The sequence below is a fragment of the Pseudonocardia sp. EC080619-01 genome, from assembly GCF_001420995.1.
Taxonomy (GTDB): Bacteria; Actinomycetota; Actinomycetes; order Mycobacteriales; family Pseudonocardiaceae; genus Pseudonocardia.
Window position 1 is genome coordinate 1,887,765 of record NZ_CP012184.1, and the last position, 16,297, is coordinate 1,904,061.

Genomic DNA, 16,297 nt, shown 5'->3' on the forward strand with positions numbered 1-16,297 from the left:
GATCACGCGGCGTCGTCACGGCGGTCCGAGCCCGACGACGATCCCGGGGAGTCCTCGGAGGACGAGCCGCCACGGCCGGAGTCGCTCCCGCCCGGGTCGCCGCGGCCGGAACCACCACGGTCCGAGCCGCCCCGATCCGAGCCGCTCCGGTCCGAGCCGCTCCGCCCGGAACCGTCCCGGTCCGACCCGGACCGGTCCCCGCTCCGAGAGCCGTCGTCGGAACCACCCCGCTCCGAGGCGCCGGCCGACCGGCTCCGCCCGGATCCGTCACCCGAGCCACCGCCGGAACCCTCCGCGCTCCGGCCACCCCCGGAGTCCGAGCCACCCGAACGCGAGCCCGAGCCGCCCGACTCCGTGGACCCGCCCCCCGACGACCGCCCGCTGCGCTCCGCCATCTGCTCCGCCGCCTGCCGGTCGGCCTCGGCGAGCACGGGCGCCGCCGCCTCCTTCCCCATCGCCGCCTCGACGTAGGACCCCGCGACCGCGCTGGCGATCCCGCGGGAGCCCGAGCCCGACCCGGACCCGGACCCACCGGACCGCGACCCGGTCCCCGATCCGTCGGACCGCGGGTCCGGGACTCGGGGCTCCGCGGCACGGGACGTCGTGGACTCCGCCCGGTCCGGCGCACGCGATCCGGACCGGCCGCGCCGGGAGTCGCCGTCCCGGTCCGCCCGCGCCCGGTCCCCGGCGGACGGGCCGTCACCGGAGCGCCGCCGGTCCGCGTCACCCCCGCCACCGGACCGGCGCCGCTCCCCGCCACCGGTGAGCCCGTCGACCGCCGACCCCAGCCCCTCCGCGGTGTCCCCGACGCCGCGGGCGGCCGCGCCGGCCCCCGCACCGATCTTCCGCACGGGTCCGTCCGCCTCCCCGGGCCGTGCGCCCGAGCCGGGACCCTGCCGCCGGTCGTCCCCACCGGATCGGGACGCCGTGCCGCCCCGGCCGGGACGACGGTCGTCGTCACTCTTCCCGCCGGTCAGCGACGCCACGCCGTCGGCGGCGTCGGAGACCGCGCCGCCCAGCGTCTCCCCCGGGCCGGCCTTCGCCGCCGCGGCACGCGGGGCGGCGCCGCGGTCGCCGTCGGGCCTGCTGCCCGCGCCGCGACCGGACCCGCCCGCCGGGCCCTCCGCCCGTCGCGCTGTCTCGTCGACAGGACCGCGCGGGTCCGGCGGGCCGCTGGTGCCGACGTCGTCGCGCTCCCGGTCCCCGCCGGTCTCCCGGCCGCCCGCGAGGACCTGCGGGGTCTGCCGCGGGCCGGACGGCTCGGGCGCCGGCGGTTCCGCACCGCGGGCCAGCGCCAGCACGTCGCCGGACACCGCATCGGTGCGCGACCGGTCCTCGGGCAGCGGGGCGGTCCGGGCACGCTCGACGCTGTCGTCGATCCCCTCCAGCTCCTCGGCGCACGCGTCGCGGCGGCGGGCCCGTAGGTCCCGCTGCTCCTCCAGCGAGGTGGCGGCGGCGACCTGGCCGGTCGTGCGGCGCGCCGGCGGCGGCAGCTCCGCGACGATCCGGTCCAGCTCGGCGAGCTGCCGGTCGGCCGCGGCCAGCGCGGCGACGGCGTCCGGCCGGGACGCGTAGGCGTCCAGCTGGGACTGCAGCGCGGCCCGCTGCTGGCGCAGGGTGTCGCGCTGCCGGCGGAGCTGCCCGACCGCGGCGGGGTCGTTCCCGGTGGCGTGCGGGGAACGCGCCCACGTCCGCTCGGTGCTCGCCAGTGTGCCGAGCTGTTCGTCGAGGGACGTCAGCGTGACCCGGGCCCGGCTCGCCCACTCGTCGGCGGTCCGCTCCTGGGCGGCCGGCGCGCCGTCGACGGAACGCGGCGTCGTCGTGAGTGCGTACCCGCCCAGCAGGACGGCGGTCGCGCCGATGAGCGCGAGGGTGCGGCGGTGCCGCAGCGGGGTCCGCGGTGCGCACAGCCGCGCCGGCACCGGGGCGGCGCCGGGAGCCGCGCCCGTCCGCCGGGCCCGGCCACCCTCCGGGGACCCGCCCGCCGGGCGTGCCGGACGGACCGGGACGTGTGCCGGACCGGGCTCGCGCAGCCACGGCAGCGTCTCGGTGGCCCGGTCGTCGCCGGTGGCCTGCGCGGCCGCCCGGCGGACCCGGCGGGCCGCCAGCCGGTGGGCGGCGGAGCAGTAGAGCCGTTGCGGTCGTCCGTGGACGGACCCGATCGTCTCCACACAACCGTCCAGGGCGCACGTGCGCACCGGTTCGTCCACGAAGTCCTCCCGCCACCCGTGCCGCCGGCCACCGGCGCGCACCGGCGTGTCGCGGCGATCCGAAGCCATGTTTCGCGGGACGACCTGGTTACGGGGGTCGATCCGGTGATCGTCACCCGTCCGGGTCGGCAACCGCGGTCGGCAACGGCGGGCGCACGCACCGTTCCGCTGCGTGGACGACGACGGCCGCCGCCCCGGGATCGGGACGGCGGCCGTGGGCTCGCGCGGGAGGGGTCAGTAGGTCGGCTGCGAGGGGTCGATCTGCTTGACCCAGGACAGCACGCCCCCGCCGACGTGGACGGCGTCGGCGAAGCCTGCCTTGTGCAGCGCCGCGAGGGCCTCGGCGGAGCGGCCGCCGGACTTGCAGTGCAGCACCACCGGCCGGTCCTGGGAGATCTCGGACAGCGCCTCGCCGGACAGGATCCGGTCCTTGGGGATCAGCGTCGCGCCCGGGATGTTCACGATCTCGTACTCGTGCGGCTCGCGGACGTCGATGAGCTGGAAGTCCTTGCCCGCGTCGATCATCTGCTTGAGCTCGCCGACGGTGATCGTGTTGCCGGCCGCCGCGTCCTGCGCGTCCTGGGTGACGGTGCCGCAGAACGCCTCGTAGTCGATCAGCTCGGTGATCTTCGGCGTCTCCGGGTCCTTGCGGATCTTCACCTGGCGCCAGGTGGTCTCCAGCGCGTCGTAGATCACCAGGCGGCCGAGCAGCGGCTCGCCGATACCGGTGATCAGCTTGACGGCCTCGTTGACCATGATCGAGCCGATCGACGCGCAGAGCACGCCCAGCACCCCGCCCTCGGCGCAGGACGGGACCATCCCGGGCGGCGGGGGCTCCGGGTAGAGGTCGCGGTAGTTGAGGCCCTGCCCGTCGGGGGCGTCCTCCCAGAACACCGACGCCTGGCCCTCGAACCGGAAGATCGAGCCCCAGACGTAGGGCTTGCCCAGCAGCACCGCGGCGTCGTTCACCAGGTAGCGGGTGGCGAAGTTGTCCGTGCCGTCCAGGATCAGGTCGTAGTCCCGGAAGACGTCGAGGACGTTCTCACTGGTCAGTCGCTCGTTGTGCAGCCGGACCTCGACGTAGGGGTTGACCTCGCGGATCGAGTCACGGGCCGACTCGGCCTTCGGCCGGTCGATGTCCGACTGGCCGTGGATGACCTGGCGCTGCAGGTTGGACTCGTCGACGACGTCGAACTCGACGATGCCGAGCGTCCCGACACCCGCGGCGGCCAGGTACAGCAGGGCGGGCGAGCCGAGCCCGCCGGCACCGACGACCAGGACCTTGGCGTTCTTCAGCCGCTTCTGACCATCCATCCCGACATCCGGGATGATGAGGTGGCGGCTGTACCGCTCGACCTCTTCCTTGGTGAGCTCGGTAGCCGGCTCCACCAGCGGCGGTAGCGCCATCTCGTCCACTCCTCGCGTTGTCGCGTGCGGTCTCGCTGCGTCTCAACGCACCGGGTCGCCACCATCTTCCCCGATGCCGGTGCGGCCGCCGTCCCACAGCCCGGCGACGGCGCGGGCCACCGCCTCGGGACGCTCGATCTGGGCGACGTGCCCGGTCTCCGGGAGCACCAGCAGACCCGCGTCCAGCGCCGACGCCGTCCGCCGGGCGAGCTTCGGGGTGACGACGCGGTCGGCGCCGCCCCACACCACCAGCGTGGGCACCCGCACCCGGGACGCCCGCTGCCACGCCGTCCGGCCCGCCCACACCGCGAGCAGCCCGCGGGTGGCGCCGTCGGAGGCCTCGGCCGCCCACGGCAGCGTCGCCCGGTGCTCGTGCTCGGCGATCAGTTCCTCCAGCCGTCGCTCGGAGCCGCGCTGCGGGTCGGCGAAGCAGACCTTCACGATCCGCTCGGCCCGGCTGCGCAGCGGCTCGGCGGCGAGCGCGCGCCGGGCGCCGCGGCCGAGGACCGGCACCATGGCGAGCGCCATCCGCGGGTCGGACAGCCGCCGCGGGTCCGGGCGCAGGTCCGGCATCGCGGGCGACACCAGCGTCAGGGTCCGGACCAGCTCCGGACGGCGGGCCGCGACCGTCATGCAGATCAGGCCACCGAGCGAGTTCCCGACGAGGTGCACCGGCCGGCCGCGACCGGCCAGCCAGCAGAGCAGCGCGTCGGCCATGCCGTCCGGGGTGAAGTCGCGCGACGCCGTCGGCTCGGACAGCCCGAAGCCCGGCAGGTCCACCGACAGTCCGCTGGCGCGGGTGCCCAGCAGCCCGGCGAGATCGGTCCAGTTGGTCGCCGACCCGGCGAGGCCGTGGACGTAGACCGCCTCGGTGCCGGGATCGCCCGGGGTCTCCCGGACGTGCAGCGACACCCCGCCCGCGGTGACCGTCCGGCCGGGCCACGGTGCCTGGTCGGACCCCAGTGATGCGAGGGTCGTGGGGTCGGCCAGGCGCGGCTCCGCACCCGTCGCCGCCCCGGACCGGGGCGCGGTGACGGGCGGATGAACGGGGAGCGTCGTACCGGCGGCCATCCGACAAGGATGACGTGCCGGTGATCCCCGTCGCCGTCCCGGGTGACCCCGATCTCGTCCGAGGGTCGATCTCGTCACTCCGTGCGTTCGGGCGTCCACGGAGCGCAACGGCTGCGGCGCCCGCGCGTTGTACCGGGGGGACACCGACCACGGGAGGACGCATGGGGCGGATCGCGGGATCGGCCGCCGCCCGGATCGCCGGGTTCGGTGCCGCGTCGGTGCTCGTGTTCACCGGGGCCTGGACGGCGGGCGGTGCGCTGGAGGCGCTGGGCCCGGCGGGCGCCCCGGACGGCGCAGCCGGCTCGCCGGTGCTCCCCGCCCGGCAGGCCACCGACACCGGGAGCGCGCCGGGCGGCGTCCTCAGCACCGGTGCCGGGTACAGCCTGTCCCCCGTGCGTCAGGTCTACCCGTACCGGCAGCCCACCGAGGTGGCCTTCACCGTCACCGGCTCCGACGGGGCACCGGTGACCCGGTTCGACGACCCCGGCGACGGCGAGCCGGTCATGGACGTGGCCGTGCTGCGCCGCGACGTCGCCGGCTACACCCGGCTGCGCGCCACCCAGGGCCCCGACGGCGTCTGGCGGGCCCCGGCGACCTTCCCCGGGGAGGGCGTCTGGCGGCTCTACGCGGGGTTCACCCCGACCGGCGGCCCACGCCTGGACCTGGGCACCGACCTGCACGTCCCCGGCCCGTACGGCGCGTTCCAGTTCCCCGACGAGAACCGTGCCGGGCTCTGCGGCGGCAGCGACCAGCAGGTCCGGCTCGACGGCGTGCTGGTCCCGGGCGGCGACTCGCGCCTGTTCGCCACCGTCGGGAGGGACGGCGCCCCGGTCACCGACCTCGAACCGCTCGACGACGGCGGGTTCGGCCGGGTCACCGCCGTCCGGCAGGGCGACCTGGCCCGGTTCCCGGTGCGCCCGGAGGTGACCGGCGCGTCGCCGGCCGACCGGGCCGGGCCCGGGATCGCGTTCACCGCGTCGGTCCCCGCCCCGGGCAGCTACCGGCTCTTCCTCGACTACCGCTCCGGCGGCGCGCTGCGCTCCTGCGAGTTCACCCTGCCGACGGCGCCGGGGAGCTGAGCCGGTGCGCCGACCCGTGCCGGTCCCCGCCGCCGTCGCGGCCGTGGCGGCACTGCTGCTCCCGCTCGCCGGGCCGGTGGTGCCCCCGTCCGCGCACCCGGGCGTCCTCGTGGGGGCCGTCCTGCTGGGGGCCGCCGTCGTGTGCGGCGCCGGGCGGCACGGGCACCGGGCGGCCGCCCGTGCACTGCGGCAGGGCTCCGTCACCGCCGACGCCGGCGTCTCGCTGGCGACCCTGCCGGCACTCACCTGGTCGGGCTTTGCTCTGCTCACCCCGGCGCTCGGGGGGCCGGGCGCGCCCACCGGGATCCGGGATCCCGGAGCGCTCCTGACCGGACCGTCCCTGCTGCCGGGGATCGCGGCCGTGCTGACGGTGGTCGCCCTGGCCGTCCGGGTCACCGGACGGAGCGACGACGACGGGCCGGGCGAGGACGCGCTCGGCGCGGCCGCCGACCGGTGGTGCGTGCGGATGGTCCCGGTCACGGCGCTGCTCGCGCTGGCCGTCGCCGGGTTCCGTGCGGGCACCGGCCGGCCCTGGGACGACGCCGCGACGGCCGCGGTGGCCGTCCTGCTCGCCGGCTGCCCGCTGGTGCTGCTCGCCGCGGTCCCGGCGGCCGTACGGGCCGCGGACCGGGCCTGCGGGACGGCCGTGCGGCTCCCGCTGCCGGCGGCGGGCCGGCCCGATCCGGTCGGCTGGACCGCCCCGCACCGCGGTCCGCGCCCCGCCGACCGGGTCGACACGGTCGCTCTCGCGGGGCCGGAGGTGCTGACCGGTGCCGTCCCCGCGCCGCTCGTCGTGCACCCGGCGCGCGGGGAGGACACGGCCACCGTGCTGCGCCTGGCCGGGTCGGTCGCCACCGGGATCGCGGCCGGTTCGGACCTCGGGCCCCTCGGCCGCGCGCTCGCCGCACAGGCCCCGGACGCGCTCCCGGACGTCGCCGAGGCCGACGAGCGGCCGGGGCTGGGCATGTCCGGGCTGGTCGCCGAGCTGCTCCCGGCGCCGGACGACGGGAGCGCGCCCCCGGGAGCCGGGATCGGGACGCTCGAGCGCAGCTCCCCGACCGTCGTCGCGCACGCGGTGCTCCTCGGCGCGCCCGCCTGGCTGCTCGAGCACGGCATCGGGCTGCCCGCCGACCTGGCCGTGCAACGCGAGCGGGCCGAGGCCGAGGGACACGCGATCGTCGCGGCCGCCTGGGACGGCACCGCCCGGGCCGTCCTGGAGCTGACCCGGTCCCCGCACGACGGCGCCGGCCCCGGCCTGGACGCGCTGCGGGCGGCCGGGACGGAGCCGGTCCTGCTCACCCCCGACGACGACGGCCCCGCCCGCGCGCTCGCCGCCGCCGCCGGCCTGGACCCGGCCGACCCCGACGCCGTCCGGCCGGGCCTGGATCCGGGCGGGCGCGCGGCCGCCGTCGCCGGGCTGCGGGTGCGTGGCCGCACGGTCGCGGTGGCAGCCGATCCCGGGACCGACCCGGCGGCGCTGGACCGGGCCGATCTGGCCGTCGAGCTGCACCCGCGGGCCCCGGGGCCGGCCGCACCGGACCCGGTCCCGGCGCCCGCCGGCGGATCGGCGAGGATCGTCGCCCGGGGCGGCCCCGCCGAGGTGGCCACGGCCCTCGAGCTGGCCCGCCGGGCGCGGGCGCACGCCCGCTCCGGGATCGTCGCGGGGGTCGTCGTGGGTGCGGCGGCGGTCGTCGCCGCGGTGGCCGGAGCACCCGCGGTGCCGGTCGCCGCGGTGCCGGTGCTCGGGGCGGCCGCGGTCCGCGTCCGCCGGATCCGCCCCGGCCGGTGATCGGGTCTCCCATTGAGACCACACCGGTGTTCACGGAACGTTCGTCAACCCGGTTACCTGCGGGTAGGGTGACCCCACACCGGGTGAAAGGTAGGGGGCCGATGACCGGAACCGCCACGCCTCGGGGCGCTCGCCTGTCCCGTGGAGCGCGGCGCGCCCAGCTGTTGCTGGCCGCCCGCGACGTCTTCGCCGACCAGGGCTATCACGCCGCCGCCATGGACGACATCGCCGAGCGGGCGGGTGTCAGCAAGCCGGTTCTCTACCAGCACTTCCCCGGGAAGCTGGAGCTGTACCAGGCGCTGCTGACGACCTACGCCGAGGAGCTCGTCGAGCGGGTCTCGGGGGCGATCGAGCGCACCGACGACAACAAGGAACGCGTGCAGGCCGCGGTCGCGGCGTACTTCGACTTCGTCGCCGGGGAGGGCCGGGCCTACCGGCTGGTGTTCGAGTCGGACCTGCGCGGCGACGCGGAGGCCGCGGCCCTCGTCGAGAGCGCGCTGGACCGCTGCATCGACGCGGTCGCGGGCGCCGTCACCACCGACGCCGGGCTCGACCACGACCGCGCCCGGCTGCTCGCCGTCGGACTGGTCGGGCTCAGCCAGGTCGGTGCCCAGTACTGGCTGGACTCCGACCAGCGGGTCCCCCGGGACGAGGCCGTGGCGCTGATGACCTCGCTCGCCTGGCGGGGCATCGCCGGCTTCCCGAAGCAGTCCGGCGAGCAGTAGCCACCCGGCCCGGTCAGGCCGCCCGCGTCGCGGCGGCCTGCCGGACCAGGGCGGCGATCCGGGCCGTCACCCCGCCGACGCGCTCGACGGGAAGCATGTGCCCGGCGTCCGGGAACACGGTCAGGCCCGCCCGCGGCAGCCGGTCCCGGATGCGCCGCGAGAACCGCGGCGGGGTCAGCCGGTCCCGCGAGCCCGCCAGGATCTCGACCGGGAGCGCGGCGAACGCCTCCAGTGCCTCGTCGCGCTCGTGCTCGGTGAGGGTCGGAGTGAAGCCGGAGACGGTCGTCGGGCGGCAGGCGGCGATCGCCTCGCAGGTCGCCCGCACCGCGAGCCGGTCCGGACGCCTGCCCAGCAGCAACGGCTGCAGGCCGGCCCGCAGCAGCGCGGGGTGGGTGCTCAGCGAGCGCCGGCCCGTCCACAGCGGACTGACCGTGACCTTGTCCTTCCCCGCCAGGAACAGTTCGGCGCGACGCCCGGTCAGCCCGAGCGTGGCCGCGCCCCCGAGCCCGCCGCTGGCCGTGGCGACCAGCGCGACGCCCGCGACCCGCGACGCCACCAGGTCCGGATACCGCTGGGCCAGCGCCATCGCGGTCATCCCGCCCATCGAGTGCCCGGCCAGCACGAGCGGCCCGGACGGCGCCACCTGCCCGATCACCTCGGCCATGTCGTCGGCGAGGCGGTCGAGGGTCTTGAGCTCGTCCGGGGTGTCGTCGGACCGGCCGTGGCCGCGGTGGTCGTAGCGCACGACGCGCGGTGCCGCGGCCCCGCCGGACGCCACCAGCGCGTCGGCCACCGGCGCCCAGCAGCGCTCGTCGAGGGTCCAGCCGTGCGCCAGCAGCACGGTGACCGGCGCCGACGCCGGACCCGACTCGCACACGTGCAGCCCGGTCCCGTCCCGGGTCACGACCCGCCTGCTCATCGATCACTCCCTCAGATCAGGTGTGCGCGCTTCCACAGCGCCTCGGTCGGCCCGCCGACGACCTTCTGCTCCCGCAGGAACGGGACCAGCTTGCGCGCCGACCAGCGCAGCATCTCGTGGTGGTGCGGGTTGGCCATGGCCGCCTTCCGGCCGACCGCCGGGTCGATCCCGACACTGCGGTACACGTCGGGGTGGATCAGGTTGCGCGCCACGACGTAGGCGATCCGTGCCGTGAGGTACCGCGCCCAGGCACGCTCGGCGTAGTTGGTCCTCGGCATGATCCGCTGCAGCTCCTCGCGGGCGTAGCGGACGTGCCGGGCCTCCTCCGTCACGTGGATCTTGTTGATCATGCGGGAGAGCGGCTGGACGCGCTCGTCGCGCATCCCCTCGCGCTGCATCTGGTCGAGGATCTCCTCGACGTAGAGGGTCCCGGCGAACATGGCGGGCCCGGTACCGATCGTCTTCATCAGACGGCCCTGCTCGTGGGTGAGCCGCCGGGGTGCGTAGTCCGGCACGCCGTAGCGCTCGGTCGCCTTCGCGAACATCATCGAGTGCCGGCACTCGTCGGCGATCTCGACCAGGGCGTACTGGATGTGCGCGCGGCGGGGGTCGCGGTCGTAGGCGTAGCGCAGCAGCATCTGCATGAGGATCATCTCGAACCACAGCCCGATCCGGGCGACGCTGCAGAACTCGTGGATCGACAGGGTGATCCGCTGCTCCTCGGTCAGCCCGTCCCAGAGCGGGGTCCCGTAGAGCGACACGCGTTCCGGGACGATCCCGTACTTGCCCTCCACGAGCGGGGCGTCCCAGTCGATGTCGATCGACGGCTCGTAGGACTTGTCGACGGAGCTGCGCAGCAGCCGTCGCGCGGTGTCCTCCCGGTCGGCCGGGTTCGCCTTGCTCCCCGTGCGACCATTCCGGCCGAGGACGTGTGCTGTTCCGGACACCGCAGCCTCCTTGCTGTTACCGCCGGTAACGGTTACCAGTGGTAACGTGCCCCACGTGGAGAGGGATGTCAAGCCGGACGCACGCGTCCGACGCCGGGAGGAACGCCGGGCCGAGATGGTCGACGCGGCCGTCGGAGCCATCCGCGAGCACGGACCCGGGGTCTCGGTCGCGCAGATCGCCGCCGCGGCGGGGATCACCAAACCCGTCCTGTACCGGCACTTCGCCGACCGGGCCGACCTGCAGCGCGCCGTGGGCGAGCACGCGGCGGAGATGCTCATGGAGCGCATCTCCCCCGTCCTCGCCATCGACGCGGAGCCGATCGAGCACGTCGCCGCGGTGATCGACGCCTTCCTCGGCATGATCGAGGACGAGCCGCACCTGTACCGGTTCGTGGTGTCCAACCCCGCCGAGCCGACGGCCGGTGCCGAGGTCGCCGAGGACGTCCGCGGCCGGATCGGCGCGGTCCTCACCACGCTGTTCGGGGAGCGGTTGCGCGCCGAGGGCCGCGACTCGGGCGGCGCCGAGGTCTGGGCCCACGGCCTGATCGGCATGGTCCAGTCGGCGGGCGACTGGTGGCTCGACCGGCGCACGATGAGCCGGGAGGCGCTCACCAACTACCTGTCCGCGATCATCTGGGGCGGGATCGCCGGGGTCTCCGGGGTCGACTCGCCGACGGCGAACGCCGACATCCTGCGGCTCGTCCCGGACCCGCACACCCCGACCGGCACCGACACCGGGAGCACCCCGTGAGCGACGACGACGAGGGCTACCGCGGGCCGGCCGAGCTGGTCGTCGACGGGGAGACGCTGGCCGTCGAGGTCCTGCTCGACGCGCGGCACGAACCGTTCGACGGCCGCATGCACTGGTCGGGCCGGGTGCTCGCGCACCCCCGGCTGACCGAGCTACTGGGCACCGGCGGCGGCCGGGCCGAGGTGCGGACGCCAGGGCACTCCGCGGTCGGCGCGCTCTCCGAGCCGGACCCCTGGGACCGGTTCCGGATCACCGGGACCGGCCCGCCGCCGTTCCCCCTGGACGATCCACCCCCGCCCGCGAGCGACTGAGCGGGACCCCGCCACACACGCCGACGGGCCCGGTCCCTCGCGGAACCGGGCCCGTCGACCACGCCCCGGAGGACGTGTCACACGTCGTCAGCCGCCGAGGCCGAACCCGACCTTGCGCTCCTCCGACGGGCCGATCTCCACGTACGAGATCCGCGCGACCGGAACGACGAACCGGTTGCCCTGGTCGTCGGTGAGGTCCAGCAGGCCGTCGTCGGACTTCATCGCCCCGCTCACCAGCTGGGCGACCTCGTCCGGGGTGCGGTCGCTGGACACCACGAGCTCCCGCGGCGTCTCCGCGATGCCGATCTTGACCTTCACCGGTAGGACCTCCCGATCCGTCACCTCGTGCTCTTGCGGACGCCAGGCTAGTCGAAACCGCTCAGGACAGCCCGAGCCTGCTCATCCGCTTCCCGTGCGCCGACTGCACCGTCTTGATCAGGCCGGCGACGCCGCCCTTCTCGCCGGAGCCCAGGACGATGAACTCGGCCAGCTCGTCGCGCTCGGCGACCACCCGCTGGGCGTGCGTGACGGCCTCGCCGAGCAGCCGCCTGCCCCACAGCGCCAGCCGGTCGCGCTGGTGCGGGTTCGCCTCGCAGGCCGCCTGCACCTCCCGCTCGGCGAAGGCCGAGTGCCCGGTGTCGGCGAGCACCCGCCGGACGAGCTCACCCGTGGCGGGGTCCACCCAGCCCGCGACCTCGCGGTAGAAGTCGGCACCCAGGCCGTCCCCGAGATAGGCCTTGACCAGCGACTCCAGCCAGCTCCGCGGCGCGGTCGACGCGTGGTAGCTGTCGATCAGCGCGACGAACGGCGCCATCGCGTCCGCGACACCGATCCGGGCCCCGCCGAGGTGCTCCTCGATCAGCCGGAAGTGGCCGATCTCCGCGGCGGCCATCGTGGAGAGCTGGGCCCGGCCGGCGAGGGTCGGTGCCGCCCGCGCGTCCTCGGCCAGCCGGTCGAACGCGGAAAGCTCGCCGTAGGCCAGGACGCCGAGCAGCTCGACGGTCGCCGCGGCCGGCCCGTCGGCATCGGAGGTCATGGCGCCACCCTAACCGGACGAGCCGGACCGTCCGGGCCACGTCACGGACGGTGGCGCGAGGCATCTCACGACCCGCTGCGGGCCCGGCGTGTCGTGCGCGACGGAACGGCCGGGTACCATGCGGGGAGCGCGTCTCCGGTATGCGGCGGACGTGCCCACCGCGCGGGATCCGGGTAACGGGGCGGGCGGGCCGCGGGACACGGCTGACCACCAGCTGCTGCGGCCGGCCACATCTCACCGGGACCCGCACCCGAACTGGTGCGCGCAGCGCCTCGGCGGCTCTCCCGCCCGGTCCCACACGGACCCGGTGCCGGTCGACGAGCCACGCCACGGCTCCTGTGCGCGGAGAGAGGCGATCACCCTGTCCGTTTCCGCAGACAGCCCCGACACCACCCCCGACGGCGACACGGCCGACCCCGGCTTCCTCGCCACCGGCATCACCGCCACCGAGGCGCCCGAGGGCGTCACCAACCCCGGCGGCGAGAAGCTCCCCCCGACCTTCGCCGAGCTCGGCGTCCGCCCCGAGATCGTCTCCGCCCTCGCGGAGAACGACATCGTCCGGACCTTTGCGATCCAGGAGCTGACCCTCCCGCTCGCGCTGGACGGCGAGGACGTCATCGGCCAGGCCCGCACCGGCACCGGCAAGACGCTCGGTTTCGGCGTCCCGATGCTCCAGCGGATCACCCCGCCCGGTGAGCAGCCGGCCGCCACCGCCGAGGGCGAGGCCGCCGACCGCACCAAGGACGTGCCGCAGGCGCTCGTCGTCGTCCCGACCCGCGAGCTGTGCGTGCAGGTCGCCCGGGACATCGCCGCGGCGGGCAAGAACCTCGGCGTCCGCGTCGTCGCGATCTACGGCGGCCGCGCCTACGAGCCGCAGCTCGAGGCCCTCCGCAAGGGCGTCGACGTCATCGTCGGCACCCCGGGCCGGCTGCTCGACCTCGCCGAGCAGCGCCACCTGGTGCTCGGCCGGGTCAAGGCGCTGGTCCTCGACGAGGCCGACGAGATGCTGGACCTCGGGTTCCTGCCCGACGTCGAGCGGATCCTGCGCATGCTCCCCGAGCAGCGCCACACCATGCTGTTCTCGGCCACCATGCCGGGCCCGATCGTGCAGCTGTCTCGGGCGTTCCTCACCCGGCCGACGCACATCCGCGCGGAGGAGGCCGACCAGGGCTCCATCCACGAGCGCACCAAGCAGCTCGTCTACCGCGCGCACGCGATGGACAAGGTCGAGCTGGTCACCCGGGTGTTGCAGGCCAAGGACCGCGGCCTGTCGATGATCTTCACCCGGACCAAGCGGACCGCCCAGCGGGTCGCCGACGACCTCGCCGAGCGCGGGTTCGCCGCGGCCGCGGTGCACGGTGACCTCGGCCAGGGCGCCCGCGAGCAGGCGCTGCGCGCGTTCCGGGCGGAGAAGGTCGACGTCCTGGTCGCGACGGACGTCGCCGCGCGCGGCATCGACGTCACCGGCGTCACCCACGTCGTCAACTACCAGTGCCCGGAGGACTCGAAGACCTACGTGCACCGGATCGGCCGCACCGGCCGCGCCGGGCGCGAGGGCGTCGCCGTCACCCTGGTCGACTGGGACGAGATCCCCCGCTGGAAGCTCATCTCGGAGGACCTGAACCTGGGGATGCCGGAGCCGGTCGAGACCTACTCGACCTCCGACCATCTGTTCACCGACCTGGACATCCCGACCGACTCGACCGGGCGGCTCCCGCTGTCCGCGCGCACCCGGGCCGGGCTCGACGCCGAGTACATCGACGCCGAGGGCGACCACGGGTCGAAGAAGCAGCATGGCGGGCGTCCGGCACGCGACGGCGCCGGCGACGACGGCGGACGCCGTCCGCGCAAGCGCCGTGCCCGGACCCGGACCCGCGGCGGGGTGGCGGTCGACGCCTCCTCCGAGCAGGGCCAGGGCGAGGGGGCCGCCCCGCAGAACGGGCCCGGCTCCGACGGTGGGGCGGAGGCCGGCGGCGACGGCAAGCCGCGCCGTCGTCGTCGCCGTGGCGGCGCCCGGCGCCGCTCGGACTCCGGCGACGGATCCACCGGCGACTCCGACGCCGCCGCCAGCTGACGGTCCCCCACACGCGTGCTGCGCCCGCGGGACCCGCGACCCGGACGTCTGCCCTGGTCGCGGACACCGGCCGAACGACGCCACCGCGGCGACCTCCTGGTCGCCGCGGTGCTCGTCCTGCTGCTCGGCGGCGGAGCCGTGCTCTACGGCGTGCAGAGTCCCGCCGCGAACACCGAGTCCGTCCCGGCCACGGCCGCGCCGGCGCCACCCCCGCCCGCGGGGGCGGTGCCCGCGTCCTTCACCGAGCTGTGGCGGGCCGCCAGCCCGGGGACACCGGTCCCGCTCGTCGCCGGTGACGGCGTCGTCGTGGCCGAGGGGTCCCGGATCTCCGGCCGCGACGCCACCACCGGACAGGAACGGTGGAGCTACACCCGCGACCTGCCGCTGTGCACCACCGGCCTGGCCGACGGCCGGGTGCTGGCGCTCTACCGCAACGACGAGTACTGCTCCGAGCTCAGCACCCTCGGTCCGGACACCGGCCTGCGCGGGCCGACCCGCACCCTCGACACCCGCCCCGGTACCCGCCTGATCGGCCAGGACCCGGTGCTCGCCACCGGGCAGGACTACGCCGAGACGTTCCGCTCCGACCTCGTCCGGACCGCCGAGTACGGCACGGTCCGCGCGCAGGAGGAGCCCGGCGACCAGCCACGGGCCGGCTGCACGTACCTCTCCTTCGCGGCGGCCCGCGACCGGGCCGGCGTGCTCGAGCGCTGCCCCGGCCAGGCCACCGAACGACTGTCGGTGATCCGGCCCAGCGGGACCGACGGCGACCGGCCCGTCTTCGACTCGTCGGCCGAGATCGGGACCGACGGCGCGCAGCTGGTCGCGGTCTCCCCCGAGCGGTCCGCGGTGCTGCTGCCGGGCGTCCCGCGGCTGGCGCTCTACGACCGCGGCGGCCGCAAGACCGGCGAGTTCCCGGTCGCCACCGGCCCCCGGATCACCGCGCCCGCCGACGGCGTGGCCCGCACCTCCTCCGACGACGCGCGGCGCTACTGGTGGACCGGCAGTGCCACCGTCGCGCTCGACACCGGCACCCTGCAGCCGCTCTGGTCGGTGCCCGGCACGCTCGGCCCCGGTACCCGCTACGGCGACCGGCTGCTCGTCCCGGTCCCCGGCGGCCTCGCCGACGTCGATCCCGGCACCGGCTCGGCCGGGCGCACGGTGCCCGTCGACCGCGCGGGCTGGACCGGCCCCGTGCAGGTCACGGCGCAGGGCGGGCTGCTCGCCGAGCTGCGCGGCGATCAGGTCGTCCTCCTGGGTCCGTCCGCCTCCTTGCCTTAGTGTCCGAGACACTAGTACCTTCGACACTATGACGCGGCGGTCCGGGCTGGCTCTCGCCGTCCTCTCCCTGCTCACCGAGGAGCCGATGCACCCGTACCGGATGCAGCAGCTCATCCGGGAGCGGGGCAAGGACGACGTGGTCAACGTCGGGCAGCGGTCACAGCTCTACAAGACGATCGACCGTCTCGCGCGCGACGGCCTGATCACCGAGCACGCGACCGAGCGGGAGACCGCCCGCCCGGAACGCACCCTCTACACGGTCACCGACGCCGGTCGCGAGACCGCGGCGGACTGGACCCGGGAGATGCTGGCCGCGCCGCGGCCGGAGTTCCCCGAGTTCGTCGTCGGGCTCGCGCACCTCGCCCAGCTCCGCCCGGCCGACGCGGCCCGCGCACTGGACACCCGTCTCGACGGGCTGCGCCGGCGCCTCGCGGCCTCGCGGGCGAGCCACGAGGCGGTCGAGGGGTTCCTTCCCCGCGTCGTCGTCGTGGAGCTGGAGTACGCCATCACGATGCTGGAGGCGGAGACGGCCTGGGTCGCCGCTCTCGTCGACGACGTGCGCGGCGGACGCCTGACCTGGGACCGCGAGGAGCTGCGCCGGTTCGCGCAGCGCCTCGGACAGTCCGGCGACGCCTGAGGTCCCCGACCACCACGGCCCACCACGGCCCGTCGCACCCGCGACCGGCCGCGACCACAC

The 16,297-nt window shown here is 76.0% G+C and carries 15 protein-coding genes; 8 read left to right on the forward strand and 7 right to left on the reverse strand.

Annotation, left to right across the window (positions count from 1 at the left end):
* Nucleotides 1-2: 2 nt before the first annotated feature.
* The 3 genes from AD017_RS08685 to AD017_RS08695 form a co-directional block, all read right to left on the reverse strand.
* Entirely contained in the window at nucleotides 3-2,210 is a 2,208-nt protein-coding gene (locus AD017_RS08685) for a hypothetical protein (protein WP_145982691.1), read from the reverse strand.
* A gap of 234 nt (nucleotides 2,211-2,444) precedes the next feature.
* Nucleotides 2,445-3,617, reverse strand: coding sequence for an adenylyltransferase/sulfurtransferase MoeZ (moeZ, locus tag AD017_RS08690; protein WP_010228544.1), 1,173 nt, complete (start codon nucleotides 3,615-3,617; stop codon nucleotides 2,445-2,447).
* Between the two features lie 42 nt (nucleotides 3,618-3,659).
* Nucleotides 3,660-4,688 (reverse strand): alpha/beta fold hydrolase, encoded by a 1,029-nt coding sequence (locus AD017_RS08695; protein ID WP_060573882.1) that lies wholly within the window; start codon nucleotides 4,686-4,688, stop codon nucleotides 3,660-3,662.
* Nucleotides 4,689-4,849: 161 nt separating this feature from the next.
* On the opposite strand from AD017_RS08695, the gene AD017_RS08700 reads away from it, so the two are divergent.
* The 3 genes from AD017_RS08700 to AD017_RS08710 all read left to right on the forward strand — a co-directional run bounded on the left by AD017_RS08700 (nucleotide 4,850) and on the right by AD017_RS08710 (nucleotide 8,281).
* On the forward strand, nucleotides 4,850-5,767 hold the full coding sequence (locus AD017_RS08700) for a hypothetical protein (RefSeq protein WP_082538231.1): 918 nt from the start codon (nucleotides 4,850-4,852) through the stop codon (nucleotides 5,765-5,767).
* 4 nt (nucleotides 5,768-5,771) lie between these two features.
* The gene (locus AD017_RS08705) at nucleotides 5,772-7,556 is read left to right on the forward strand and encodes an HAD family hydrolase (RefSeq protein WP_145984031.1); all 1,785 of its coding nucleotides are present in this window, start codon (nucleotides 5,772-5,774) and stop codon (nucleotides 7,554-7,556) included.
* A gap of 101 nt (nucleotides 7,557-7,657) precedes the next feature.
* On the forward strand, nucleotides 7,658-8,281 hold the full coding sequence (locus AD017_RS08710) for a TetR/AcrR family transcriptional regulator (protein ID WP_029239644.1): 624 nt from the start codon (nucleotides 7,658-7,660) through the stop codon (nucleotides 8,279-8,281).
* 13 nt (nucleotides 8,282-8,294) lie between these two features.
* On the opposite strand, the gene AD017_RS08715 is transcribed toward AD017_RS08710, so the two are convergent.
* Entirely contained in the window at nucleotides 8,295-9,200 is a 906-nt protein-coding gene (locus tag AD017_RS08715; protein WP_227012700.1) for an alpha/beta fold hydrolase, read from the reverse strand.
* A gap of 11 nt (nucleotides 9,201-9,211) precedes the next feature.
* Complete coding sequence (locus AD017_RS08720) at nucleotides 9,212-10,147, reverse strand: diiron oxygenase (protein ID WP_010232411.1); 936 nt, start codon at nucleotides 10,145-10,147, stop codon at nucleotides 9,212-9,214.
* 55 nt (nucleotides 10,148-10,202) lie between these two features.
* On the opposite strand from AD017_RS08720, the gene AD017_RS08725 reads away from it, so the two are divergent.
* The gene (locus AD017_RS08725) at nucleotides 10,203-10,898 is read left to right on the forward strand and encodes a TetR/AcrR family transcriptional regulator (RefSeq protein WP_060573884.1); all 696 of its coding nucleotides are present in this window, start codon (nucleotides 10,203-10,205) and stop codon (nucleotides 10,896-10,898) included.
* Nucleotides 10,895-11,209 carry a DUF4873 domain-containing protein gene (locus tag AD017_RS08730; RefSeq protein WP_010232414.1) on the forward strand — a complete coding sequence of 105 codons (315 nt, stop codon included), beginning with the start codon at nucleotides 10,895-10,897 and terminating at the stop codon, nucleotides 11,207-11,209. Before AD017_RS08725 ends, AD017_RS08730 begins: the two co-directional genes overlap by 4 nt.
* A gap of 87 nt (nucleotides 11,210-11,296) precedes the next feature.
* Here AD017_RS08730 and AD017_RS08735 read toward each other — a convergent pair whose 3' ends face one another.
* Together AD017_RS08735 and AD017_RS08740 are read right to left on the reverse strand one after the other, a co-directional pair.
* Complete coding sequence (locus AD017_RS08735; RefSeq protein WP_010232415.1) at nucleotides 11,297-11,527, reverse strand: DUF3107 domain-containing protein; 231 nt, start codon at nucleotides 11,525-11,527, stop codon at nucleotides 11,297-11,299.
* Between the two features lie 61 nt (nucleotides 11,528-11,588).
* Complete coding sequence (locus tag AD017_RS08740) at nucleotides 11,589-12,245, reverse strand: ferritin-like fold-containing protein (RefSeq protein WP_060573885.1); 657 nt, start codon at nucleotides 12,243-12,245, stop codon at nucleotides 11,589-11,591.
* Nucleotides 12,246-12,552: 307 nt separating this feature from the next.
* Between AD017_RS08740 and AD017_RS08745 the strand changes: the two genes are divergently transcribed.
* The 3 genes from AD017_RS08745 to AD017_RS08755 are packed head-to-tail and all read left to right on the forward strand — an operon-like array spanning nucleotide 12,553 to nucleotide 16,237.
* Complete coding sequence (locus tag AD017_RS08745; RefSeq protein ID WP_369821665.1) at nucleotides 12,553-14,319, forward strand: DEAD/DEAH box helicase; 1,767 nt, start codon at nucleotides 12,553-12,555, stop codon at nucleotides 14,317-14,319.
* Between the two features lie 15 nt (nucleotides 14,320-14,334).
* The gene (locus tag AD017_RS08750; RefSeq protein ID WP_060573886.1) at nucleotides 14,335-15,600 is read left to right on the forward strand and encodes a PQQ-binding-like beta-propeller repeat protein; all 1,266 of its coding nucleotides are present in this window, start codon (nucleotides 14,335-14,337) and stop codon (nucleotides 15,598-15,600) included.
* 28 nt (nucleotides 15,601-15,628) lie between these two features.
* Complete coding sequence (locus tag AD017_RS08755; protein ID WP_060573887.1) at nucleotides 15,629-16,237, forward strand: PadR family transcriptional regulator; 609 nt, start codon at nucleotides 15,629-15,631, stop codon at nucleotides 16,235-16,237.
* Nucleotides 16,238-16,297 lie beyond the last annotated feature (60 nt).